Source organism: Dactylosporangium sp. CA-152071, from assembly GCF_050936335.1.
Lineage (GTDB): Bacteria > Actinomycetota > Actinomycetes > Mycobacteriales > Micromonosporaceae > Dactylosporangium > Dactylosporangium maewongense.
The window spans coordinates 1054454-1077663 of the sequence record NZ_JBNJMZ010000002.1 but is presented as its reverse complement, the minus strand read 5'-3'; the positions used below and the strand labels follow the sequence as shown (position 1 = coordinate 1077663).

The window sequence follows — 23210 nt, the reverse complement described above, 5'->3', positions numbered from 1 at the left end:
CACGCCGGTCGCGACGCCGCGGCCCGGTCCGCTCCTGGCCGGCGCGTCACCGGCCAGGAGCGGAGTCCGTCACCGATCGTCGCGCAGCCAGCGCCAGGCGACCACGCCGACCCAGACCTCGAACGCGAGGGTGCTCACCGCGAGCAGCGGGAACATCGCCCCCGCCACCAGGGTCGCGCTGCCGGCGAGGCTGAGCACGACGATGACGACGCCCGTGCGGACCAGCCACGGGTTCCTGCCCCCGGCCCGCAGCGCGAGCGCGATGGCCCCCACGAAGAACACCCGGGCGAACACCGAGAACGCCAGCCCGAACGGCGCGACCGAGTCCCACCCCGCGAGGATCCGCAGGTCCGCCCCGGCGGAGGCGGTCTCGAGGGCCACGTCGTGCAGCATCCCGCCCAGCGGCCAGATCAGCGCCAGCAGCGCACCGGCCGCGACCGCGACGGTGGCGAGGGCCCCGCTGCCGTCGGCCCGCCGCAGCCGCACGTGCACCGCCCCGAGGAACCCGAGCAGCAGCGTGCCCGCGGCCATGAAGGCGAAGTTGCCGATGCGGTACAGCTGCGCGGCGTCGAACACGTTCTGCCCGCGCTCCAGCGCGGGGTCGGTCGGCGAGCCGGCGTGCGGGAGGACGAACACCGTCATCGCCACCATCACGAGCAACTGGCAGACGGTGAAGGCGATCCCGAAGCGGGTGCTGGTGCGGGTCATGTCGGCGGCCGGCGCCTGTGGACGGCCGGTTTCGGTCAAGGTCATGGTGGTTCCTCAAGGTTCGTCGGAAGGTCCGCGAGGTGCGGATGCCGCCACGGTACGAACGGCGCCGGCCGACCCGCATCGACCCACGGGCTGCTCCGACGATCAGCCCGTGGGATGAGGCCCGCGCCGCTGGTCATGGCTTACGCTCGCCGCGTGAACCCCAGGTTGGACCGGCTGCACGTGACACGGCTGGACGTCGTCCTGACCGCCGTGCTGACGGTCGCCGGGCTCGTCCAGGCGCTGGTGCTGCCGTTCGCCGCGCCGGGGGTCGGCGAGCTGTTCGTCGTCGGGTCGACGCTGCCGCTCGCGTGGCGCCGCCGGCACCCGGTCGAGGCGGCCGCGGTGTCCAGCGCGTTCTGGCTCATCACGATGGACGGGTTCCCGCTGCTGGGCTTCGTCACGGTGCTGCTGCAGTTCTACGCCCTCGGCGCCTACGGCGCGCCCCGCGCGGCGGTGTGGGCGGTGTCGGTGTGGGCGTGCGTGACGGGCGTCGTCGGCACGTTGCTCGGCCCGGAGGTGCCGACGGCGGCGATCGGCTCGGTCCTCGTCGTCGTCGCGCCGGTCCTCGCCGGGCGCATCGTGCGCCGGCAGCGGCAGCAGCACCAGGCCCTGCTGGACCTGGCCCGCGAGCTGGAAGCGGAGAAGCGCAAGGTGCAGGAGGCCGCGGTCAGCGAGGAGCGGGCCAGGGTCGCCCGCGAGCTGCACGACGTCCTCGGCCACGAGCTGACGCTGATCGCCGTGCAGGCGGAGGCGGCGTCGGCGGCGCTGCGGCTCGCCCCCGACCGGGCCGCCGCGCCCGTCGAGGCGATCCGCGAGACCGCGCACCGGACGCTGCGGGAGATCCGCGCCGCGCTGGACGTCGTGGCGCCGCCCACCGACCCCACCGACGCGACCCCCGCCGGCCTCACCGACCTCGCCCGCCGGGCCCGGGACGCGGGGATCGCCAACTCGCTCACCGTCACCGGCACGCCGTGGGCCGGAAACACGTCGGTATGGCTCGCGGTCCACCGGATCGTCCGCGAGTGCCTGACCAACGCCGGCCGGCACGCACCCGGCACGCCCGTGACGGTCGACGTGCACTGGGCCCAGGACACGGTCACGGTCACCGCGGCGAACGCCGCCGGCCCGCCGCCACGGCCCACGGAAGGCGGCCGGACCGGCGACCGGGAGGGCCGCGGCATCGCCGGCATGCGGCACCGGGCCGAGCTGCTCGGCGGCACGTTCGCGGCGTCCAAGGGTGACGGGCGCTTCGAGGTACATGTGACGCTGCCGCAATCAGGAGCGGCCGCATGACCAGCGTCGTCATCGCCGACGACCAGGTGCTGGTGCGGCACGGGCTGCGGCTCATCCTGGAGCTGGCCGGGTTCGAGGTGGTCGCGGAGGCGGCCGACGGCGCTGAGGCGGTCGCCGCGGTGGCCGCGCACGGGCCCGACGTGGTGCTCATGGACCTGCGGATGCCGGTGATGGACGGCGTCGAGGCGACCCGGCGGATCGTCGAGGACACCGGGGGACGCACGCGGGTGCTGGCGCTGACCACGTTCGACACCGACCAGCACGTCCTCGACGTCCTCCGGGCCGGTGCGGCCGGCTTCCTGCTCAAGGACGTCACGTCCGACGGTCTCAGCGACGCGATCCGCCACGCCGTCGCCGGCGAGCCCGTCCTCGCGCCGAGCGTCCTGGCCCGCGTCCTGGACCACTTCGCCGCCAGCCCCCCGGAGCAGTCGTCGTCGCCGCCGCCCGGCCTGCGCGAGCTGAGCGACCGCGAGCTGGAGGTCCTCGGCCGCATCGGCGCCGGCCTGTCCAACACGGAGATCGCCGCCGACCTGGTCATCAGCATGGCGACGGTGAAGACCCACGTCCGCCACATCCTTGCCAAGCTCGACGTCAGAGATCGCGCACAAGCCATCGTGGTAGCCCACGACGCCGGCCTCCGCCACGACCCGACCCGCTCCGCCCGCGGCGCGTGACACAGACGCGACGGACGCGAGGAGCGGCGACCCGGCCGACACCAGCATGATCGGCGTGCCGATCTACCTGGCTGAGTACCCGACCGCGTAACACCGAACGTCAGCACCTGGGCCGGCACTCCTAGGAGGGCCGGCCCGCTGCCGTCGCGTCAGGGCACCGTGTAGCCGTCCACCGGTGCGGCCTCCTCCGGCGAGCGCTGCGCGGCCGGCGCCCACGACCCCCACGTGACGTACTGCGGCCGGTGCGGCTGCACCATGAACCGCTCGCTGCGCGGATCGGCGAGGCCCGCGAGCCCGGCCAGCGTCGCGACGATGCCGACCACGACGGCCACGATCATCGGGACGACTACGGGGTCGAAGCCGGTCGGCCCGGTGGTCTCGGCCCAGACCACCCACCCGACGACGTAGATCGTGCACAACTGCAGGGCGAGCAGCAGCAGGGCCAGCGCCACCGCCGCCGCGGCACGGGCCAGCTGGGCCGCGCCGCGGCGGCGCTGCCGAGCCGTCGTCGCCGCCGCGCCCGCACCCGCGGCACAGGCGAGGACGCCGACGGCGGCGGACACGGCCATGGCTGCGCCGACTGTGTCGCCGGCGGCGACGCGCAGCGCGGCGACGCCGGCGCTGCCCGCGGCGCCGGACCCGCCGCCCACCCGGAGCCACACCGCCGCGCCCCGCAATGACGCCGGCAGCTCCGGCACGGCCACGGCGCTGGCCACCGCGCTGGCCACAGCGCTGGCCGCCGTGCCGGCCACGGCGCCGGTCTCCGGTTCGGCCGCAAGGGCCTGCGATCCGGCGAAGGCCCGGCGGGCCGGCGGGATGCCCAGGCTGACGGCACCCGCCACCAGCCCGAGCACGGCGAGCAGCGCGCCCAGCCCACCGACCCACCGCGGCGGCCCGATCCACACCTCGTGGTCCCAGTTGAACAGCACCGTCAGATGCCCCATGTAGAACAGCACCGCCACACCGATCCCCATACCGCAGAGCCACACCAGCGCGCAGCGCCCCGCGTCCCGGCCGGCCAGGGCCAGCGCCGCCCCCGCCAGCAGGCCCACGACGAGCAGGCCCGCGGGCAACATGAAGGCCAGCGCCTCGGCCGTGAGCGTCGGGAACAGGTGGCGCACCACCCTGGCGTCACGCACGCCGACGTAGGTCGCGTAGAGCAGGATCGACAATCCGGCGACCGCGGTCCCGGTCGAGGCCAGGCCGAGGACGATCGGCGGGCGCACTGTGCGTGGCATCCGCGCAGGCTACAGCCGGATCTCGTAGATCAGTTCGAAGGGCGTCTGCGCCGTGCCAGAAGTGGCTGAAGCCGGCCTCGGTCGCCGGTGCACGGGTCGCCGCCTCACCCGCCTGCGCGCCGAGGGATTGGCCCGCGTCCGCCCGGTCGGACAGGGCCGTGGCCACCCCGGTCCGGGTGATGCGGGCGGCTCCAGTTCGGATCGCCTCGGCATACGCCGCGGACCCGTCACAGCGGACGACCTGCACCCCGGGACGCTCACGCACCCACCCGGCCAACTTGTCCGCCTTCCGGTCGGGCAGCACGAGGCCGAGCTGGGCGCCTTCCCGGCCCGCTGGCGCGACGCGTAGCAGCGGGCGGCTACCGCATGAGCGGGAACTTGGTCCAGTGCCGGCCGTCCGACGACTGGTACAGCGCGTACGCCATCGTGTCGAGCGCGAAGTACCCGTCGCCACTGCGGTTCCGGCGTACAGGCATCGCCGTCGGTGGGAGGCCGTCCAGGTCCGCTGGAGCGAAGTGGCCGTTGCGCAGTTCGAGGTAGTTGAGTTCCGTGCCGACCTGCAGCGTGCGGGACGTGCCGACGAAGAGCGTGCCGTCCGCGGCGACGAACGACCTGGAGAAGCTTTCGGTGCGGGTGTACGCGATGACGTCGCCGGTGCGGGTCCAGCTCCCGTCGAGGTGCTTCGAGTAGACGTACAGCTGCCCCCTTTCGGGGTCCGCGTATATCTCGCGGTCCTCGACCATCGCGTAGAGCGTCGTGCCGTCCGCCGACGACTGGACCGAGATGCTTTCGTTGCAGTCCTTGGTGCACGGCAGATCGGTGAACGCGTGGGTCTTCCAGGTCCGGCCCCGGTCGTCGGAGAACGCGACCGCCGGCCGTCCGGTGTTCTGCGCCCGACCGGCGACCACGATGCGGTCGCCGCCAGACTGGATCTGGCCGAAGGGATCGACAAGGTTGTACGCCGACGGCATGATCGGGTCCGGTTGGTGCGCGAGCGGCGAGATCCGGCGGGTCTGCGGGTCGACCGCGGACAGCTTGCACGGAGCCAGCGCGACGGGCGCGCGGCACAGCACCGCGGCCCCGGCGGGCACGGCCGGTACCGTCGCCGATTCGTCCGCCAGGTCGGCGAAGGTGCGGCCGCCGTCGGTGCTCAGCCGCATCGGCGGTGAGTCGTCGCCGCTCGAATTTGCCCTGGTGAGCACGACACCCACGCTCAATGTCGTCACGTCCTGCACCGCGAGGCCGCTGCGCGCGGTCCAGGTCCGGCCGCCGTCGTCGGTCCCGAAGATCGTGTCCGCCGCACGGGCGTACGCGTGCTGCGAATCGGCCACCTCCGCCCAGCCCACTGTGACGGTCCGCGTGGAGATGGACGGGGACGGCGAGTTGTCGGCGGGCGGCGGGGCGGTGTGCCGCTCGGGCAGCCACACGATCGCGGCCCCCACCGCGAGGATCGGGACGGTCGCAAGCGCGGTCGCGACGACCGTCCGCCGTCGGTGGCGCCGCCGCCCGGCGTCGAACAGCGCATCGGACGTGGCGCGCGGCGCCGGTGCCGGCGAGCCCGCAAGGTCGTCCAGCAGATGCCTCAGTTCTGACACGACTCCTCCTTCAGCCCCGTGCTGAGCCGCTCCCGCAAGGCACTGAGTGCCTTGGCGGTCTGGCTCTTCACGGTCCCCTCCGAGCACCCGAGCACCGCGGCGGTTTCGGCGACGTCAAGCCCCTGGTAGTACCGGCAGACGATCGTCGTCCGCTGCCGCGGCGGCAGCTGCTGCAGCGCCGCGGCGAACACCATCCGGCTCGCGCTCGACTCGGCGCCCTCGCCGCCGGCGGCCCCGTCCGGCACGTCGGCGTACGAGCGCTCCCGCCGCCGCCACGACCTGCGCGTATCGGCGAGAAAGGTCCGGACCAGGCAGGTGCGCACGTACGCGTCGAGCAACTGCGCGTCGCGGATCCGATGCCAGCCGGCCGCGACCTTGATGAACGTCGACTGCGTCAGGTCGTCGGCCCAGTGCCAGTCGCCGCACAGCAGATACGCCGTGCGGCGGACCACGATGTGCCGCGCCGCGAAGTACTCCCCGAACCGCCGCCGGGCGTCGTCATCCAGTCGCATCCCGCCTCCTCGGCGTTTAAGTGCCTGGATCGCCCCGATGCGTTGCCCGCCGCCACAAAGTTTTTCACCGAAAGTCCGGCGTGATCATAGGCTCAGCCGCGAAGCTCTGCCCGGTGACGCCCGGCACCATGACGGCGGCAGAAGCGGGCACCTGGGTGCGATGTTGTGACCCGGAATGTGTGAGCATTCCGCGGTGGTCATGGAACCGATCCCGAGCTATGACGATCTCGTCTGGCTGTTCGAGGAAGAGCCGACCTACCCGGACGCCGCCGACGAACGTCCAGCTGACAGCCGGCACGGCTGGCGCTCTCCGTGGCCGTACACGTCGGTGACGTTCCGGGCCGTCCGGGCCGGATACTGATCAGCCTGGCGAACCAAGGCGTGGTGTCGGCCGTCCTCGACACCACCGGGTCGGGCGCCGTTGCGTTTTGTATCGACCTCGACTCAGCGGGCGTGTTCCGGGCGGAGGCCGATGCCGATCACCCGCGCCGGGAGCGCGCGCAAGGCGGGCATCCGGTCGATGATCCGCAGCGGCAGGGGCGGCCGAGTCGGGCGGCCCGAGACCGCGGGTGCGAGCACGGCGCGCTGCAGCGCCCGCTGGACGAGCTGGGTGCCTTTCGTCGGGAAGGTCCGGCGGCGCTGGACGGCGGCGAGCTCGTCCTCGGTCGGCGGGGCGCCTCGCTCGAAGGCGGCCGTGATCACGTGCGCCGCCGCGACCGCGTCCTGGATCGCCAGGTTGATGCCGACCCCGCCGACCGGTGACATCGCGTGCGCGGCATCACCGATGAGCAGGGCACCTGGCACGTGCCAGCGGTATAGGCGGTCCATCCGCACCGTCAGCTTCTTGATCTGATCCCAGTCCGTCAATTCGGCGACCCGGTCAGCCAGGTAGGGCGCCCCGGCGGCGATCCCGGCGCGGAAGGCCGCCAAGCCCCGGCTGCGCAGTTGGTCGTCGCTGCCCTTCGGTACGACGTATCCCATCTGCCAGGTGTCGCCGCGGTCGATGCCGATGAACAGCCGGCCGTCGTCGATCCGGCCGACCAGCCCGGCCGGATCGTCGTCGTGCCTCGGCAGCTTGAACCACAGCACGTCGATCGGCGTGCCGAAGACCTTCGAGCGCAGAGCGAGATCCCGCCGTACCGTCGAATCGCGGCCGTCGCAGGCAACCGTCAGCGCGGCGTCGACCCGCAGCGGTCCGTCGGGTGTGCGGGCGTCGACGCCGACGATCCGCCCTCCCGAGCGGCGCACGCCAAGCACCTCGTGCCGCCGGAGGAGTTCGAAACGGCCCTCGGAGGCCAGCAGTTCGAGGAAGTCCCACTGGGGCAGGAACATGACGTACGGATACGGGGTGTGCAGGCGGCTGAAGTCGACCGGCTGGAAGGAGCCGACGGGGTAGGTGAAGCGGAACTGCCGGATGGTGCGGTGCGGCAGGGCGTGCAGGCGCTCACCCAGACCGAGCTCGTCCATCAGCTGCAGCGTCGACGGGTGGACCGTGTCGCCACGGAAGTCGCGCAGAAACGTCTCATGCTTCTCTAGCACGACCGTGCGGATCCCGCGCCGGCCCAGCAGCAGCGCCAGGACCAGCCCGGCCGGGCCGCCGCCCACGACGCAGACGTCCGTCTCCACGCCTCAGCCCTCCAGTAGCCGTCCGATCACCTGAGGGCCTGGTCCACATCGGGCACCGTCGGCGATCGCGTTGCGTGCGGGAAACTCTCCCCGATCCGCATCAGTGCAAACGCAAGTGTGCGAGCGTTCAGCCGGTCGACGGTCCACGGCCACGGCCGCAGTTCCGGCAGGAGACGTCGACCAGGGGTGAGTTCGTTTGCCAGCCGCTTCCCGATGGCAGGTGAATCCCACACGGGAACCGCCACAGAGACGGCGTCGACCGCCTGGATCACCCAGCAGGTCACACGACGGCACCGCCGGCGAGTCGCGGATGGCGGGTCGCGGATCGCTCACGGCCCGGTGTACCGTGCCGGCGGTCGCAATGTGCTCCGAATGTGTTCGGACGTTCAGCAATTGACGAGCACGTACGGCCGCATTCCGGCACGCTGCCGCACGCCATGTTGTTGATCGTGTGGGCTTCCGGGCCGGTACGGTGCTTTGGAACTCTCCGCCTGGTGGCGTGTGCTGGCGTCGTCGGGCGGAGTCGGACTGCAAGGATGTTCCATGACCGCTGCGCAAGTGCCGTTTCTGCTGCTATTTCTGTCGTTCCTGCTCACATTCGTGACGACTCGGTCCATTACCCGGATGATTCGCGCAGGCGTCGGTCCGTTCCGCAACAACATAGCGGGTGGAGTGCATATTCACCACGCCGTGCCAGGCATCATCCTGACCGTGATCGGTGCATACACGTCAGTCGCTGCAGACGGCCGTCGCCCGTGGGCTGAGGTGTCCGGCGTGCTGATTGGCATTGGGTCGTCACTGATTCTGGACGAGTTCGCGCTGATCCTGCACCTGCAGGATGTGTACTGGTCGCCAGAGGGGCAACTGTCCGTGCAGGTGGTCGCCCTGGCCCTCAGCGGTATGGGGCTGGTGCTGCTCGGCGTGAATCCGCTGACGTCGAGCAGCGGGCTTGGCGCCGGCCACGTCGCCGTTGCCGCCTCGTGGGTGGTGCACATCATGGCGGTCTTGATCTGTGTGCGCAAAGGCAAGTACTCCACGGCGGTCCTCGGTGTCTTCCTCCCGCCGGTGGCCTGGATCGGCGCGGTGCGGCTGGCCCGACCCGGGTCGACCTGGGCTCGTCACCGTTACGATGCGGCTCGGTGCGCTCGGGCGCAGGCGCGGGCCGACGGCGTCGACGCACGGTTCGGCCACTGGGGTCTAACCATCGCTGATCTGGTGGCGGGCCGCCCGTCATCGCCTGACCCGATACCGCCTACCCGGAACTCCTGACGCCTTGGTCGGCCACCTGCATTCACGCACTCGTCGGCGCTGACCGATTTCCTCGCTGCTGCCGTAGCGCGGCCGCTCATCCGGTCGGCTTGCTTGACCGCCAGACTGGCCGAAGGTCCGCACGGCCTGTTCTGACTAGGGAGGCTGATAACGGTTCGGACGTCGTGGAGGAACCATGTCGAACGGTGGAATTTCGATCACACTGTTCGGTCTAAGCCCTGATCCACCGACGAGATTGGTGTGGCGGGGCCGGCCCGGACGCGACAATGCCCCCGCGAGCTGGAAGGATAGAGGTTCTTGAGGCTTCTATCGTCCGGTTCGAGAGGGCACCGTCCGGGTGAGAATATCGCACGGCGCGGCACGGCTGCGCGCATCGTTTGATGATCCGAATCTGGTGTCGTGTGCCGGGCTGGTGCCGGTCATGGCGCTTGCGCAGCGGTGTGACCTGCACGGGGTCATCGCCGGTCGGCTGCGGGTGCCGACGGACAAGGGTTCCAACGCGTCGGGGAAGGTCACCGCGATCGTGGCGGGTATGGTGACCGGCGCCGACTCGATCGACGACCTGGACGTAGTGCGGCATGGTGGCATGCCGATCCTGTTCGACGGCGTGTACGCGCCCTCGACGCTGGGGTCGTTCCTGCGGGCGTTCACCCACGGCCACGTCCGGCGCCAGGCCGAACCGCGCCCCCATGGACATGCCGAGATAGGCGAGCCGATCGGAATCGACCCGACCGGAGGCAACGGCGGCGTCTACGGCAGCCTGCCAATCCTCGATCATCCGGTCGAGGATCACCTCGATCCCGACCTCGGCGATTCGGGCCTGATACTGCTCGGCCGGCAGCGGGGCCGGGACCCGCTCGCCGTGGTAGGGACCGTCGATGGCGACCGCAGCGAAGCCGGCGTGCTTGATGAACCAGCGGGCATGCTCGACGACACGGACGCTTCGCTTGTGTCCGCTGCCGCCGTGGCCCAACAACACCAGCGGCACTGCGGCGGATCCCGACGGCGGCAGCCACAGCACGCCCGGAACGCGGCGGCCCGACCGCGTGATGCGAAATGATCGCTCGATGACGCCGTCGATCACCTGGTCGTCAAGCCACTCGATGTCCGGGTGCACGACACCATCCAACCATTCGGTCGACGGCTCCACGTTCCGTCGCCGCACAGCAGATCACCGTAGATGACCACCGGCCGGACATCGTTGCAGGTAACTCGCGGCTACGAGCGGACGTACGACGGTCAACAGCGCCAACACGTCACTGCGGAATCCGGCCGTGCGCCGATCGCTATGATCGATACGCTGGCCGGCACGGCCATCGCACGCTTGCCCCTCGTTGCTATCGACTGTCCCGATCCTGGTGCGCTCGCCAGGTTCTACGGTGCGATGCTGGATTGGAAGATCGACTTCTCTGCCGGTCGGGCTTCGGTCTGCCCCGAGGACGGCCAGTGCATCGCCTTCCATCGGGTGGCTGATTACACGCCGCCGACGTGGCCGACCCAGGAGCGACCCAAGCAGATGCACCTCGACATGCTCGTTGACGACCTCGACGCCGCCGAGGAGGCAGTGATCGATCTCGGTGCAACCAAACACTCGGACCAGCCCGGTACGTCATACAGGGTCTTCCTGGACCCTGCAGGTCACCCCTTCTGCCTTTGTCTGGAATGATCCAGACAAAGGCCTCGGCGTAGCGTTCGGGCTCTTCGGCACGAGCGGGCGCTGCTACTGCGGTTCGACGCACCGGACTCGCCGCACCGGAGCGTGACGATCTCCGAGTCGGCCGCCGCGCGTGGCCTGCGGCCAGAGCGGATGCCGTCTGGTTACGACATAATGCCGTCTTCGGTGTACCGCTCGCCGTCATCGCCGAAGAGGTTCGCGGCGAGGCTTGTAGCGATGGCGAGCAGTCCGGGAATGTCCTGTTCGCGGCATCCAGTGACGGTTACCTCACTGGAGTACCACGAGAGGCTGCACGGGTCGTCCCGTCCAGCAGGCCATGCGTAGATGGCTTCCCTACCGAAGTTCGTCCAATCGACCCAGCCCACTTCAGCCATGGCCGGGTGACGCCGCGCATACCCGTTCCATTCGTCGCGCCCGATCGGAAAATCCTCTGCGTCGAACGGATCCGCCGCGCGCGTGATGTGCAGGTCGTAGCCCACCGCGCATCCTCCACACCATGGCAACGGGCTGCCGGCCGAGCTTCATGCCGGACTGGCATCGTGCTCAGCGTAGCCGCGGACCGTAGGACGGTGTTGCCCGGACGCACGTCATCGGCACGACGGGAAGCCAGGGCCGGTCACCTCGGGCCTGCGGCCTACGCCAGCCAGGCGCGCACCAACGGCGGCATGAGCGCGCACGTGATCGAGGCGCTCCGGGCTCATCAGGAGGTTTGCATCGTGGTGTTATGGCCGGACCGAGGACGGCTCGGCCGTCGAGTCGGGGAGGGCCTGCGTGTGGGAACTTGGGATACGGGTCCGCTGGACAATGACACTGCCGCCGACTGGTGCTGCGTTTGATCATGGAGCGGACTCGCCGAGTTGATCTCGTTCGGTGGGCCCACTGCGGTACTACTTCACCGAGACTTCCCTCGCGACGAGTGCCCGATCCGCATGGACAATTCCGACAACCCCGCTGCCAGGTTTCCGGTCGAGCGGTGGGCCGAACTCGCCGTCACCGTTCGCGATCCGGCACCCGGGCGGCGGCCGGATCCGCGCACTCGACGAGCTCAGCCCGTCCTGGCGCAGCCGCTGACGTGCCGCCCGGCCCGGCACCTCTCGGTGCGAGCCAGCGGCCGGCGAACGCCCCAAGCGCTGCGGCGACCGCAGCTGCCTCGATGTCGGTTCCCATCATCCCTCCTCTTCGGAGGTCGATGCGTCGTCAGGACGGTCAGCTGTTCGAGCGCGCACCAGCCGTACGCCGGTCGCAAGCAGCCACACGAGCCAGGCGGCGTAGCCGGGCATCCCCACGAAGAGGAGCCCTGAGCCGTCCGCGATCGCGAGGTTGGCCGCCCCGGCGGCGAGCAGCAGGCCTCCCCCGGCCACTGCGAGCAGACGCTGCCACGGCGGCGTCAGCTGGCTCGCATGCGCCGCCAGCGCAGCGCCGATGAATGTGGTGCCGAGCGCCGGCAGCGCCAACGCGAAGGCTGCTGCATGCAATTGCCAGGCGAGCTCGAACTCCGGGCTCGGCTCGGCGAGCTCGCCGGCGGACAGCACGACACCGTTCCACAGGACGGCGTAGAGCGCAAAGACTGCCGAGAGGGTCGCGCCTGTGGCCACCGCGAGGCGCGACCAGTCTGCGCCCGCACGCCCGCGGCGCTCGACGAGCCCGTGGAGACCGGTCAGGAACCCGAGCAGCAGCGGCACGTTCAGCGCCTCCAGGCCGACCGCGATCGCGACCGCGACCCGGTGCTCCGCGTGGAAGGCGAGCACCTCCTTGATCGGGTCCCCGTAGTCTGGCGCTCCGGCCCAGACCACCACCGCGTTCTGGATCGCCACCGACGCTGCCAACGCGATCGCCGTCGCGCCCACGACCCGCTCTCGGAGCGCTCGGGTCGGGGTAGGCCCCGTCGTTGCCGCTGCCGCGCTCACGGGCACGTGCAGGGATTCCAGCGCGGTGGCGGGGTTATGCGGTGATCTCATCTCTCACTCCTTCGTTGCGGTCGGATGATCGGTGCAACACCACGTCATTCGTTGGCGCAGGAATGGTCGGAATTGGTTTCGGAGTCTTCTTTGGCTGTCCGTTCCGGTGACGTGGAACAGATTGCTGGAGCGGCCGGATACACCGCTACGAGCCAAGGTCGATGGTGGTGGGCCGAAGGTCTACACCTGGGGATCGACTTTGGTCGGATGCCGTGGGGCCCGACCCGGCCGTACCCTTTGATCATGATGGCCCCGGCGGACCCGCAGGATCGGAGCCCGCTACCGGCAGGCGTGACCAGCGATGCTGGCAACGACCCGGTGCGCCCGGCCGGGCGCACGATCCGCGGCCGGGTGGTCGACGCCCTTTGTTTCCTGCTGGCCGTCGGCCTCACGGTGCTCGCCCTGCTCGACAGCCGCGCGCAACACATCGCACCGGCGCCGCTCGCCGTGGACCTCATCCTCGGCGGGCTGTGCTGTCTCGGGGTATGGCTGCGCCGGCGCTGGCCGGTCGGCTTCGCCGTGGTCGCGGGTCTGGTCAGCGTCTACGCGACGTCCGCGGCGGGCGCGGCGCTCATCGCGCTGTTCACCGTCGCGGTGCACCGGCGCTTCGCGGTGGTCGCCCCGATCGTGGCTGGGTACGCGCTCGTCCCGTTCCTGACGCTGCTGGTTCGGCCCGACGTCCCAGTCGGGTCCGCGTCGGAGATCGTGCTGGGCGTCGTCTTCGCGGCCGCGGTACTCGCCTGGGGCATGTTTGTACGGGCCCGACGCCAGTCGCTGCGGGAGCGGGCTGGGCGGGTCGAGGCCGAACAGGAACTGCGCGTCGCCGAAGCCCGCCAGGGCGAACGCAACCGGATCGCCCGGGAGATGCACGACGTGCTCGCCCACCGCCTGTCCCTGCTGAGCCTGCACGCCGGGGCGCTGGAGCTACGCCCCGACGCCGCGCCCGAGGAGGTCGCCCGTGCCGCCGGGGTGGTCCGCGACAGCGCCTACCAGGCGCTGGAGGACCTTCGGGAGGTGATCGGCGTCCTCCGCACCGGTGTCGACCGGTCCGACGAAACGCCGGAACGGCCGCAGCCCACCCTGGCCGACCTCCCTGACCTCGTCGACCAATCGCGGCGCGCCGGGATGCGGGTACGGCTCGACTGGCAGACCGACGCGCTCTCCGCCGTACCGGCTGGTGTGGGGCGCAGCGCGTACCGGATCGTGCAGGAAGGGCTGACCAACGCCCGCAAGCACGCCCCCGACGGCGAGGTGGCCGTCACCGTCCGGGCAACCCCGGGCGACGGCGTAACCGTCGAGATCCGCAACTCGTACCCGGCCGAGACCAGCCCTGCCGGCATCCCCGGCGCCGGCATCGGCCTCATCGGGCTCACCGAACGGGCCGCCCTCGCCGGCGGACGCCTCGAACACGGCCCCACCCCCGCTGGTGACTTCCGGCTCAGGGCCTGGCTACCGTGGCCTACCCTCTGATCGGGGTCGGAACCGGCCTCCGGCCCAGGTGAGCACGGACAAGGAGCCCAACGTGAACGCACCGGTGCGGGTCCTCATCGTCGACGACGACCCGCTCGTGCGGGCCGGCCTCACCATGGTCATCGGCGGCTCGCCGGACATCGCCGTGGTGGGCGAGGCCGGCGACGGAAGTGAAGTAGCCGCCGCCGTCGACGCATACGCCCCGGACGTGGTGCTGATGGACATCCGCATGCCCACCCTCGACGGTCTCGCCGCCACCGAACGAGTCCGCGCCCGACCCGACCCACCCGAGGTCATCGTCCTGACCACCTTCGACGCTGACGAGTACGTCCTGCGCGCCCTGCGCGCCGGGGCCAGCGGCTTCCTGCTCAAACACACGCCACCCGCCGAGATCCTGCGCGCCATCGCGCGGGTTGCAGCCGGCGAACCCATCCTGTCGCCGACCGTCACCCGACGGCTCATCGCCCACCTCAGCAACACCGGCGCCGCCGCCCGGCAACAGCACGCCACCACCGCGCTGCATCAGCTCAGCGAACGCGAACGCGAGGTCGCCATCGCCGTCGGGCGGGGCAAGTCCAACGCCGAGATCGCGGGCGAGCTGTTCATGAGCGTGGCCACCGTGAAAGCCCACATTTCCCGCATACTCACCAAACTCGATCTCAACAACCGTACCCAGGTCGCCCTACTCGCCCACGACGCCGGCCTCACCGGCTGACACCGGAAACCTTCTGGCCCCCGCCCGCACCCGGCGTGGGCAGGCGAGCCGACCCGCCGGCCGGCGAGCCGGTAGCGAAGTGCTTCGTCGACGATGGCCTCGGCCGAGGCGTCCACCAGGTGGGGAGGCGGCCAGTGGATGAGGTCGCTGACTCCGGGGCGAACGGTGTTGGTCTCGAGCACGAGCAGGTAGTAATCCCTGTCGTCGTCCATCGCCTGGATGCGGCGGACGATCTCGACCAGCTCCTCTCGGCTGACGTCCGGGACCTTCGGCCCGGCCGGACGGGCCGCTTCCAGAGCGAAATCCTCGATATTGCGCCACGACTCGTACGTCATGAAGTCGTAGGGCTCGTACGTATGCCCGGTGTCCTCGTTGAACGCGGCGATGTCGGCTCTCGCGTCAGCACCCGACTCCAGAAGCTCTACGACGGTGTGGATGGCTGCGCAAAGTTGTTCGATGCGGGTACTGGGAATGACGGGTGGACTGAGTTCGGGGGCGGAGTTCCACAGCTGCACAACCTACGCCCGATGGCAAGATCCAGTGCGCTGTCATCGGCAGTTCAGCGCGCTGGCCGACGCTGGGCGTCGTCGCGCGGCGTAACGACGTGGTCGAGGTCGCGCTCGCCGTCGGCGCCAGAGGAGGATGGCGAGATCGGCGGCTTACCGTCACAGCTTTGTGGATCTGGACTCGCAGCTCCGTAAGGGTGTGGGAGTAGATGGCCGGCTCGTCGAGAAAGCGGGTGCCTGGCATTGCGTCGGTCCGACGGGGATAGCTGCAGGAGCGGGCTCAGGTCAGCGTCGCCGATGACGACTTCGTCGGTCCGCCGGCCGCGCACGCGCAACGCGCGGACATCGGGAATCGACCGCAGACCCGACACAAGCTGCGCCGGGCTTGGCATCAGCCGGCGCAACAACCATGATCACCGGGTGAGCGCATCGGATCACCCGGACGTGCCGGGCGGCGGCGAGACCGCCACTACCGTGCGGGGCCTGGTGACGTTCGCGTTGAACCGGTCCTCCAGCGCCGACCGCGCGACGGCCCTGATCGGCCTCGTGCCGTACCTGACCGACGATCAGTTGGCCGTAGTGTTGGAGGCTGGCCTCGAATTCGAAGACGAGCTGGATCGATGCCGCGTCACGGACGCCATCGCGCCACGGGCGACACCAGAGCAACTGCATCGGATCCTGGCCGGCACGCTGCGCCTGTCGACGCCCGACAACCGGCTGGTCGGGCTGGCCTCGCTGCTACCGCACCTGCCGGAGGCCTACCGTGCCGTGGCGGTCGAGGCGGCCACCGCGGCCGCCGAACGCGCGCACCCGATGACGCTCGTCATGTCCAGCGCGGTGGTGAACCTCGCACCCTGGTGCACCCCAACGCAACTGGAGCGGATCACCGCCGCAGTTGTTGGCCGTGTCAGCGACCAGGCGCTGCGCGCGCACCTGCTCACCTGGGTCGCGAAATTCCTGTCTGGCCGGCTATTGGACGAGACCGTCACGACGATCTGCGCCATCGCCGACGGGAACCTCCGAGCCGTCACGTTGACGGGCCTTGCCCCTGTGGTGATTGGCGAGCATCTCGCCGCGGTGGAGGCCGCAGCGTACGCGATCGACCACGGCGCCGCCCGCGCGCGGGCCTTGGCAGGGATCGCCCCGCATCTGCCCGGACCACGACGTCAGTCGGCGATCACCGCCGCGCTCGCCGCGGTCACCGCAGCGGACACCTACGACACGCTGCGGGGCATCGCGCTGCGCGACCTGCTTCCGCTGCTCGACCAAGATCAGGTGGCCTTGGTGCTGGACGCCGACGCCGCAGACATCGACACCCACACGCACTCGTGGCTCAAAGCCGTAGCCCCAAACGCAGCACCGGACCGGCTCGCTGCCGCGGTCGCCGAATATCTCGCACCACACCGCCTCGGCGACGCCCTGACCGGCGTTCGGCTCCCTCGGTACATGGCGGACCAACTGGCCGAGCTGGTGTCCTACCTTCCGGCCGGGCTCCGTAACGCCGCCGCGGTCAGCGCGGTGTCCTTACTCGGGCAGGTCAGTGACCGCCAATGGGGGCAGCGCCTCGGCGTCCTCGCCCCCCACCTCACCCCGGACCAGCTGAACGACGCATTCCGCATGGCGGACCCGCAACACCACCCGCTCGCGCTCTGCGACGGCGTCGAACACCTCGCTGCCCACCTCAGCGGCGACCGCCTCGACGAGGTCCTCGCCGCGGTGCTGGCGCTTACCGAAGACACACATCGCAGCGAAGCGCTCGCAGGCATCGCACCACACCTCGGCGCCACACGCATCGATCACGCGGTCAAAGCCGCAACCGACCTCCTGGATCCGCAGCTGCGCGTCGAAACCCTCGTCGCGATCCTGCCGCACCTACCACCCGGCCGGCAGCCCGCCGTGGCGCACACCGCGCTCCTCACCACAGCAACAATCGACCCGATCGAGGACCGAACCGACCTCCTGCTCCGCCTCGCCGGTGCCCTCCCGCCCGCGCACCGCGCACCGGTACTGAGTCGGGCAATCACCGCCATGACCGCAGTGCCGGACGGCCCAGCGCAGACCCGAATGCTCACCACGACAGCGGCCCTACTGGTCGCGGACCGACCTGAACTACACGCAGACGGCTAGCGTCCGAAGCCCCGCTGCCCGACCTGGATCAGCTGAGCGCTCATCGGCAGGACAGGAAGCCTTGACCTCGCCGTGCTGGTCACCAGTTGTCACGTACACGGGCTGACCGCCGCGCACCATCGGCGGCAGATGCGGAAACCGAGATGGTCGCACGGCTGGTCGTAGCCAGCTGACCTGACTTCTCGACGATGCGCAACGCTCCGGGCCGCACCGGCGGGAGCGGCACCTCGTCCGGCGACGGCCGAGTGTCGACGCCGTGGATCGGGAAGTGACCACGTGGCCATCGTGGGCTACCCCGCCGTGCACCGCGCCAACTTCGAGTCGCGCGGCTGGGTCACGGCCAGGTGTGCGCTGTTCTGGCGAACGTGTCGGGATCGCTGTGCACGGGCACCACACAGAGCAGGTGCCCACCTGGCGAGCGCATCACGAAGGCGTCCTTCCAACGGGTCAGCGACTCCGCGCCGAGCGCCGTCAGGCGAGCTACCTCTGCCGTCAGGTTGTCGGTCTCGATGTCGACGTGGTATCGCGGCGGGTCGTCGCCGACCGCCTGGACGACGGTGAAGAAGTCGGGGACGGCGCCGACGAGGGCGGTGAACTGCTCCTCACCGGGAGGCGAGTAAGTGGGGGTGCCCAGCGCCGCAGACCAGAAGTTCACCTCCGGGCCGACCTGCGCGACCGGCGTGTCGAAGACGACACCCGCCAATCGACTACGATGCATGCCGGCCAGATTACGGGAACTCGGACATCGGCGCGGCCCGTCCGCGGGTGTGAACCCGTCAGCGGCGCGGCAGTGCAATCTCCACGGCGCATGGCAAGATCGGGTGCGCTGTATTCGGCATGGTCGCGAGCCGCGGGGTTAGGTTCCGGAGGCCATGTAGGCGGCGAGGATGTAGTTGGGGTGCCGGTCGAGGTTGTTGCGGGCCCGGTCGTAGCGCATGGTCGTGCGTGGGTCGGCGTGGCGGGCGGCGATCTGTACGTCGCGGAGGCTGACCCCGGCGTCGAGCATGGTCGTGACGAAGACCCGCAGGTCGGACTCGCTGTGCTGGCGGGTCTGACCGCGGTAGCGGCCGAGGTAGGCCGCCACCGCGGCCCGCAGGACAAGCTCACCCGGCGACTCGAGCCGGGTGCTGGGGACAGGAAACGCAGCCATGTATTACGATGCGTCACCAGCCACGATGAACGCCAGAGCCCCCGGCGCGGCAGATGTGCGCACTTGATCACGTGCCGTATTCCTCTATGAGAGGACGGCAGCGCTGCTCGTGCAGTCTCACTCAAGTTCGGCGATGATGGCGAGAATCCTCCGTTCGACATCCTCGGGCTCGCCGAAGCCGGATGTGCTGCGATACGTGCCACGAGTGCGGAAACGGGAACGCACCGGCGCCATCCGCATCTCGTACCTCGGCAGGGCCTGGAGCGTGTCCTCGCGTCGATACTCCGCGAGCCGGAAGTCGGATCTGTTCACATCCTTGGCGGTCATGACCAGCTCGATGAACGCCTGCGGTTCGAAACCACGCCGCGCCAGCGCCTCGGCCTGGTCCACCGTCTTCGGGTAGTTGCACAACAGCCAGTCGTGACCCGGCTCAGGCAGGGCGGCACAGACGATGTCCGTCGGCAGATCTACGGGGACCTCCGCGCCGGCCGCGACGTAGTCCTTCAGCTGTCGTCCCTCCGGCGTGGCATGCTGCATATGCTCGCGAAACAGGTCGCCAGCGTTGACGGCGGGGAGGCTCAGCTTTCCCCGAGCTCCCAGGCCGCCGCAAGTACGCCGGGTCCGCGAACAACGGCAATCTTCCGCACCGCGCCGACATTACGCGCACGCACATCGGCAGGACCGGAAACCCGACCTCGCCGCTCCAAATCACAGACTGTGAGGCCGGTCGGCGACCGCTGCGCACCCGCAGCGCGGCATGAGAGTGCGTTCGATCACGGCCGTGCGGCCGCCTCGGGATTCTCTTTGGAAAGGCCGCTGAGTCTGGTTGGGGTCGACGAAGTTGTAAATACGAGGTCGATGCGCTCGGAAATCGGCTCCACCGTCAAGCCCTCGCTTACGGCTGGAAGTACTCCGACATCAGGCGGCTGACCCATTCCGGCTGCTGGACGTTTACCGGCAGGAACTGCGTCATCGTTGGCTTCAGGTCGATGACAGGGGTGCCCGAGACCGCGTCGAGGCCGACCACCGTCAGTTGGCGGCCGCGGACGGATTCGATAGCGCAGCACGTCACCCCGATGCGGTTCGGTCGGCGGGGACCGCGACCGGCGAAGATGCCGACGGGCGGGAGGTCGGCGCGGCCGCGGTTGGGGCGGGGCTTGCGGTAGTCGTCGTGCTCTGGGAACTGGTCGAAGATGAACAGCACGTCAACGTGGGAGAAGCCCTCCAGCCCTTGCAGACACGCGTCGCCGAAGCGCTCGTCGATGGTGATCGTGCTGCGGACGGCGCCCCAGTGGTCGGTGTGTTGGACATCCGTTCTGTCGTTTCGGACCGTACCGATTGGGTTGATCTCGAAGCTGAGCATGGAGAGCGGCTGTCCCTTCAGTGGATGCGATCTTCGGCCGAAGCGGCGTGACCCGTGGTCACGCGACGAGGAGGAGGATGCTGATCGCCACCATCACCATGGCGGTGGCCCCGTGAATGCCGTATATGGCCGCCTTGGGCCCGTTGTTGCGTGACACGATCAGTGCGTCGCCGGCGGGTATGCCGGCAGCGGCCAGCATGAACCAGCCCAGCAGGTGGGGGGTCGCTCCACCCAGCAGGATGAAGATGAAGATCCCCGAGGCGATGTCGCGCACGGCCTTGACGGACAGCCAGGCCTGGAAGTTGCGGCTCTCGGTCGGCGTGCCCGGGATGCCGAAGCCGGCTGCGGCCTGCGGCGCCCGGAAGGCGTTCACGCCCATGAAGATGCAGCCTGCGCCGATCAGTCCGGCGAGCACGTTGGCGATGGTGATGAGCATGGGCGGCTTCCTTCTTGATAACACGGGCGGCGCTAGATTTCGTAGCGCCAGTAGGTTGCCTGCGGCAGGATGTCTAGCGTTGCTAGGGTGTGGTCATGTCCGCCATCAGCGAGCGCCGCGAGCGGGAACGCGCTCACCGTCGCCAGCTGTTCGCCGAAGTCATCGGGAGTGCCTTGCACGGCATCGCCGTCCTGTCGGGCAGCGGCCGTATCCTCCTTGACGAGCAGGAGGAACGAGTCGATCTCCTGATCACCCGGATCGCCGACGGTCGATAGGACCGACCACGCCACGAAGGCTCGAGGTCAAGGATCTGGGCGGAGCGACCGAACGCACGTGCAACAGGCTGCTGGCAAAGGTCGACCCCGGTGACGACCTTTCATCTGGCCGGTAGAGGTGTTCACGGTCGATCAGGTGAAGGTGCTCGCGCCGCGCCGCGCCGCGCAGCAGGCGTGGCGGGAGCGGCGTATTCACCGTGGGGCGCGTCGGTTGATCGTGACGGCGGAGGTTTGGCTGGGGTCATGGAACGATCACCACGCCGCCGCGGATGCCGCCTTGGGCCAGCCGGTCGTGAGCGGCCGCGGCTTCGGCGAAGGGGTACACGCCGGCGACCCGAAGCGGGATGTCGCCGCTGGTAACGAGTTTGACCAGTTCACCCAGCCGCGATCCGTCCGGTGATACGTTCAGTGCGAAGGTCCGGATTCCCCGTACCGGTTCCGGGCGAAGTGGAGGCGACGCGGCCACGTAGCCGCCGCCGTCGTGGATGAGGCCCAGCAGCGAGGCACCGATCACCGCCAGGTCGATGACCGCATCGAACGTCCCCGTCGGGTCGTCGGAGCGCGACAGGAATGCCGCGCCCAGCGACTCCACGAACGCACGGTCGTCGGTTCCGGCGAGTCCCGTGGCGTGCAGGCCGGTCGCTCGGGCCAGCGCCAGGACGAACCCGCCGACCTGCCCGGCGGCGCCGGTGACGAGCACGGTCGAACCCGCCGGGAGCGCGAGCAGGTCGAGGGCCTGGGCGGCGGCGAGGCCGTTGGTCGGCAGGGTCGCCGCCTCGGTGGCGGGGACGCCGGCGGGCGCGGGGGTCAGCCAGGTTGCGTCGAGCACCACGTACTCCGCGTGGGCACCGACCGTGGTTTGCAGCCATGGCGAGAAGCCGATGGCTTCATCGCCGATCGTGAACTGCTCGACCGCCGGGTCGACCGCGTCGACGGTGCCGGCCACATCCCAGCCGGGCGTGTACGGCAAACCGGTCGGCAGCGGCGCCGGGAACCGACCGGAGCGGATCATCAGGTCGACTGGGTGGACGACGGACGCGGCGACTCTCACCCGTACCTGCCCCGGCCCCGGCTCGGGCATTGGCACGTCGGTCACGTGCAGGACCTCCGGCCCGCCGAACTGAGCGTAGCTGACTGCGTGCATCGCTGTCTCCTTGGTGAACTCTCGTGATCACCAAGACCGTACGAATTGGCGGGCACCATGAGAAAGTAGGTACCGCGAAGTACCTAGGGCACCGATGGAGGCAAGATGGCGACGACGACCGCGGCACAACGTCGCGAACAGGCCAAACGCGACTACGACGCGTTCCTGGAACGGTGCCCGACCCGCGAGCTGCTGAGCAGGCTGACCGACAAGTGGGTCGCACTGGTGATCCCAGCCCTCGCCGGCGGTCCGCAGCGGCACGGCGAACTCGCCAACCGCATCGCCGGTGTCAGCCAGAAGATGCTCACCCAGACCCTGCGCACGCTGGAACGCGACGGCTTGGTCACGCGCACGGTCACGGCCTCGGTACCGGTCCGCGTCGAGTACGAACTCACTCCGCTCGGCCATGAACTGTTTCCGGTCATGATCGCGATCAAGAGCTGGGCGGAGATGCACATGGACCGAGTCTTCGAAGCCCGCGACCAATACGACGCGCGCCCCTGAACCTCCTCAGAGACGGCGCAACGTGTCCGCTCATCGGCTTGCGCGCGACTCGCAACTACTCGTCATGACGGTCAACCCCTACTGGCAATGACTTGACGTCCTGGTTTGACTCGTCCGGTGCCTTGCATCTTGGTCAATAGCTGGTGCCTGTCGTGACGGTGGCGGGCTGCAGGAGCCGCCGGCCGTCCGCAACGGCCTGGCGGCGCTGGCTGGCGGTGGGGTTGTCACGCAGCGGACGGGGTTGGCGCGCAAAGGCGACACGGAGGCGGTGATCAGGTAACTACGATCACTGGCTCTGAGCGTCGGAGGCGTTGAATGACCGTGCAAGAGCAGACATCGACACTGGCCAGTGGGGTTGAGTGGGTCCGCAGGTTGGGGGTCGCGGTCCTGGCCGGTGGCGTTGCCGGGCTGGTCGCCGGGGGTGTCGGCGGGCGGCTGATCATGCTCGCGCTGGCCCGGATGAACCATCCCCGGGCGACCGGGGTGCTGAGCGATGACGGCTTCGTCATGGGCCAGTTCACCCTTGCCGGCACCGTCAACCTGATGCTGGTCTGCACCGTCATCGGCGCGATCGGCGGGCTGGTCTGGGTTGCCATCCGGGGTCTGCGCTTCGGTCCAGTGTGGTGGCGGCGGGTCAGCGTGCCGCTCGGAGCGACGCTCGTCATCGGGTCGATGATGGTCCACAGTGACGGTGTCGACTTCACGCTGCTCGACCCGCCGCTCGTCGCCGTGGCCCTCGTTCTCTGTATTCCGCTGCTCGCGACGGTCCTCGTCACGTGGCTCGGCGACCGCTGGATCGGCAGCGACCAGACCGTCTGGCAGCGGATGCCGGCGGTGGTCGCCTGGATCGCCAGGGGCGCCTTGGCCCTGTTCGCCGGCTGGGCGCTGGTCGACATCGCCACCAAGGTCAGTCAGATCCTCTGACGG

General features: G+C 69.9%; 24 protein-coding genes and 1 pseudogene. 11 read left to right on the top strand and 14 right to left on the bottom strand.

Features of this window, described 5'->3' with window-relative positions; translation table 11 throughout:
* Positions 1-69: 69 nt before the first annotated feature.
* Complete coding sequence (locus ACQEVZ_RS45080; protein ID WP_433379662.1) at positions 70-753, bottom strand: hypothetical protein; 684 nt, start codon at positions 751-753, stop codon at positions 70-72.
* Positions 754-906: 153 nt separating this feature from the next.
* On the opposite strand from ACQEVZ_RS45080, the gene ACQEVZ_RS45075 reads away from it, so the two are divergent.
* Together ACQEVZ_RS45075 and ACQEVZ_RS45070 are read left to right on the top strand one after the other, a co-directional pair.
* Positions 907-2046 carry a sensor histidine kinase gene (locus tag ACQEVZ_RS45075; RefSeq protein WP_354905295.1) on the top strand — a complete coding sequence of 380 codons (1140 nt, stop codon included), beginning with the start codon at positions 907-909 and terminating at the stop codon, positions 2044-2046.
* Positions 2043-2720: a response regulator gene (locus ACQEVZ_RS45070; protein WP_433379659.1), complete on the top strand. Its 678-nt coding sequence runs from the start codon at positions 2043-2045 to the stop codon at positions 2718-2720. Before ACQEVZ_RS45075 ends, ACQEVZ_RS45070 begins: the two co-directional genes overlap by 4 nt.
* A 149-nt stretch (positions 2721-2869) precedes the next feature.
* Here the strand turns inward: ACQEVZ_RS45070 and ACQEVZ_RS45065 are convergent, their stop codons facing one another.
* The 3 genes from ACQEVZ_RS45065 to ACQEVZ_RS45055 all read right to left on the bottom strand — a co-directional run bounded on the left by ACQEVZ_RS45065 (position 2870) and on the right by ACQEVZ_RS45055 (position 6065).
* Positions 2870-3958: a hypothetical protein gene (locus tag ACQEVZ_RS45065; RefSeq protein WP_433379656.1), complete on the bottom strand. Its 1089-nt coding sequence runs from the start codon at positions 3956-3958 to the stop codon at positions 2870-2872.
* Positions 3959-4317: 359 nt separating this feature from the next.
* Positions 4318-5553 carry a hypothetical protein gene (locus ACQEVZ_RS45060; RefSeq protein ID WP_433379653.1) on the bottom strand — a complete coding sequence of 412 codons (1236 nt, stop codon included), beginning with the start codon at positions 5551-5553 and terminating at the stop codon, positions 4318-4320.
* Positions 5541-6065, bottom strand: coding sequence for a SigE family RNA polymerase sigma factor (locus ACQEVZ_RS45055; RefSeq protein WP_433379650.1), 525 nt, complete (start codon positions 6063-6065; stop codon positions 5541-5543). Before ACQEVZ_RS45055 ends, ACQEVZ_RS45060 begins: the two co-directional genes overlap by 13 nt.
* 193 nt (positions 6066-6258) lie before the next feature.
* Between ACQEVZ_RS45055 and ACQEVZ_RS45050 the strand changes: the two genes are divergently transcribed.
* Complete coding sequence (locus tag ACQEVZ_RS45050) at positions 6259-6426, top strand: hypothetical protein (RefSeq protein WP_433379647.1); 168 nt, start codon at positions 6259-6261, stop codon at positions 6424-6426.
* An 83-nt stretch (positions 6427-6509) separates the two neighbouring features.
* Here the strand turns inward: ACQEVZ_RS45050 and ACQEVZ_RS45045 are convergent, their stop codons facing one another.
* Complete coding sequence (locus ACQEVZ_RS45045; RefSeq protein WP_344515840.1) at positions 6510-7691, bottom strand: FAD-dependent oxidoreductase; 1182 nt, start codon at positions 7689-7691, stop codon at positions 6510-6512.
* A 543-nt stretch (positions 7692-8234) separates the two neighbouring features.
* On the opposite strand from ACQEVZ_RS45045, the gene ACQEVZ_RS45040 reads away from it, so the two are divergent.
* From ACQEVZ_RS45040 to ACQEVZ_RS45030, 3 genes and pseudogenes are all read left to right on the top strand, one after another.
* Entirely contained in the window at positions 8235-8960 is a 726-nt protein-coding gene (locus tag ACQEVZ_RS45040; RefSeq protein WP_433379644.1) for a hypothetical protein, read from the top strand.
* A 337-nt stretch (positions 8961-9297) separates the two neighbouring features.
* Positions 9298-9630: pseudogene (locus ACQEVZ_RS45035) on the top strand (IS1380 family transposase); the annotation flags it as partial.
* 510 nt (positions 9631-10140) lie between these two features.
* Positions 10141-10626, top strand: coding sequence for a VOC family protein (locus ACQEVZ_RS45030; RefSeq protein ID WP_433379641.1), 486 nt, complete (start codon positions 10141-10143; stop codon positions 10624-10626).
* Positions 10627-10778: 152 nt separating this feature from the next.
* Here ACQEVZ_RS45030 and ACQEVZ_RS45025 read toward each other — a convergent pair whose 3' ends face one another.
* Entirely contained in the window at positions 10779-11114 is a 336-nt protein-coding gene (locus ACQEVZ_RS45025) for a hypothetical protein (RefSeq protein WP_433379638.1), read from the bottom strand.
* Between the two features lie 687 nt (positions 11115-11801).
* Positions 11802-12482 carry a hypothetical protein gene (locus ACQEVZ_RS45020; protein ID WP_433379635.1) on the bottom strand — a complete coding sequence of 227 codons (681 nt, stop codon included), beginning with the start codon at positions 12480-12482 and terminating at the stop codon, positions 11802-11804.
* 354 nt (positions 12483-12836) lie between these two features.
* Between ACQEVZ_RS45020 and ACQEVZ_RS45015 the strand changes: the two genes are divergently transcribed.
* From ACQEVZ_RS45015 to ACQEVZ_RS45005, 3 genes are all read left to right on the top strand, one after another.
* Complete coding sequence (locus tag ACQEVZ_RS45015) at positions 12837-14063, top strand: sensor histidine kinase (protein WP_433379632.1); 1227 nt, start codon at positions 12837-12839, stop codon at positions 14061-14063.
* A gap of 28 nt (positions 14064-14091) precedes the next feature.
* Positions 14092-14778, top strand: a complete 687-nt coding sequence (locus ACQEVZ_RS45010; protein ID WP_433379629.1) for a response regulator — start codon at positions 14092-14094, stop codon at positions 14776-14778.
* Between the two features lie 926 nt (positions 14779-15704).
* Positions 15705-17411, top strand: a complete 1707-nt coding sequence (locus ACQEVZ_RS45005) for a hypothetical protein (RefSeq protein WP_433379626.1) — start codon at positions 15705-15707, stop codon at positions 17409-17411.
* 334 nt (positions 17412-17745) lie between these two features.
* Here the strand turns inward: ACQEVZ_RS45005 and ACQEVZ_RS45000 are convergent, their stop codons facing one another.
* The 7 genes from ACQEVZ_RS45000 to ACQEVZ_RS44970 form a co-directional block, all read right to left on the bottom strand.
* A complete protein-coding gene (locus tag ACQEVZ_RS45000) occupies positions 17746-18129 on the bottom strand; it encodes a VOC family protein (RefSeq protein ID WP_433379623.1) in 384 nt (127 codons plus the stop codon).
* Between the two features lie 138 nt (positions 18130-18267).
* On the bottom strand, positions 18268-18561 hold the full coding sequence (locus ACQEVZ_RS44995) for a hypothetical protein (RefSeq protein ID WP_433379620.1): 294 nt from the start codon (positions 18559-18561) through the stop codon (positions 18268-18270).
* Between the two features lie 117 nt (positions 18562-18678).
* Entirely contained in the window at positions 18679-19143 is a 465-nt protein-coding gene (locus tag ACQEVZ_RS44990) for a nucleoside monophosphate kinase (RefSeq protein WP_433386082.1), read from the bottom strand.
* Between the two features lie 313 nt (positions 19144-19456).
* Positions 19457-19924: an SAM-dependent methyltransferase gene (locus tag ACQEVZ_RS44985; RefSeq protein ID WP_433379617.1), complete on the bottom strand. Its 468-nt coding sequence runs from the start codon at positions 19922-19924 to the stop codon at positions 19457-19459.
* Between the two features lie 58 nt (positions 19925-19982).
* Positions 19983-20360, bottom strand: coding sequence for a DUF4267 domain-containing protein (locus tag ACQEVZ_RS44980; RefSeq protein WP_433379614.1), 378 nt, complete (start codon positions 20358-20360; stop codon positions 19983-19985).
* Between the two features lie 32 nt (positions 20361-20392).
* The gene (locus ACQEVZ_RS44975) at positions 20393-20650 is read right to left on the bottom strand and encodes a hypothetical protein (protein ID WP_433379611.1); all 258 of its coding nucleotides are present in this window, start codon (positions 20648-20650) and stop codon (positions 20393-20395) included.
* 226 nt (positions 20651-20876) lie between these two features.
* Complete coding sequence (locus ACQEVZ_RS44970; RefSeq protein ID WP_433379608.1) at positions 20877-21779, bottom strand: NADP-dependent oxidoreductase; 903 nt, start codon at positions 21777-21779, stop codon at positions 20877-20879.
* A 105-nt stretch (positions 21780-21884) separates the two neighbouring features.
* Between ACQEVZ_RS44970 and ACQEVZ_RS44965 the strand changes: the two genes are divergently transcribed.
* Positions 21885-22283, top strand: a complete 399-nt coding sequence (locus tag ACQEVZ_RS44965; RefSeq protein WP_433379605.1) for a winged helix-turn-helix transcriptional regulator — start codon at positions 21885-21887, stop codon at positions 22281-22283.
* A 315-nt stretch (positions 22284-22598) separates the two neighbouring features.
* A complete protein-coding gene (locus tag ACQEVZ_RS44960) occupies positions 22599-23207 on the top strand; it encodes a hypothetical protein (RefSeq protein WP_433379602.1) in 609 nt (202 codons plus the stop codon).
* Positions 23208-23210: the final 3 nt, after the last annotated feature.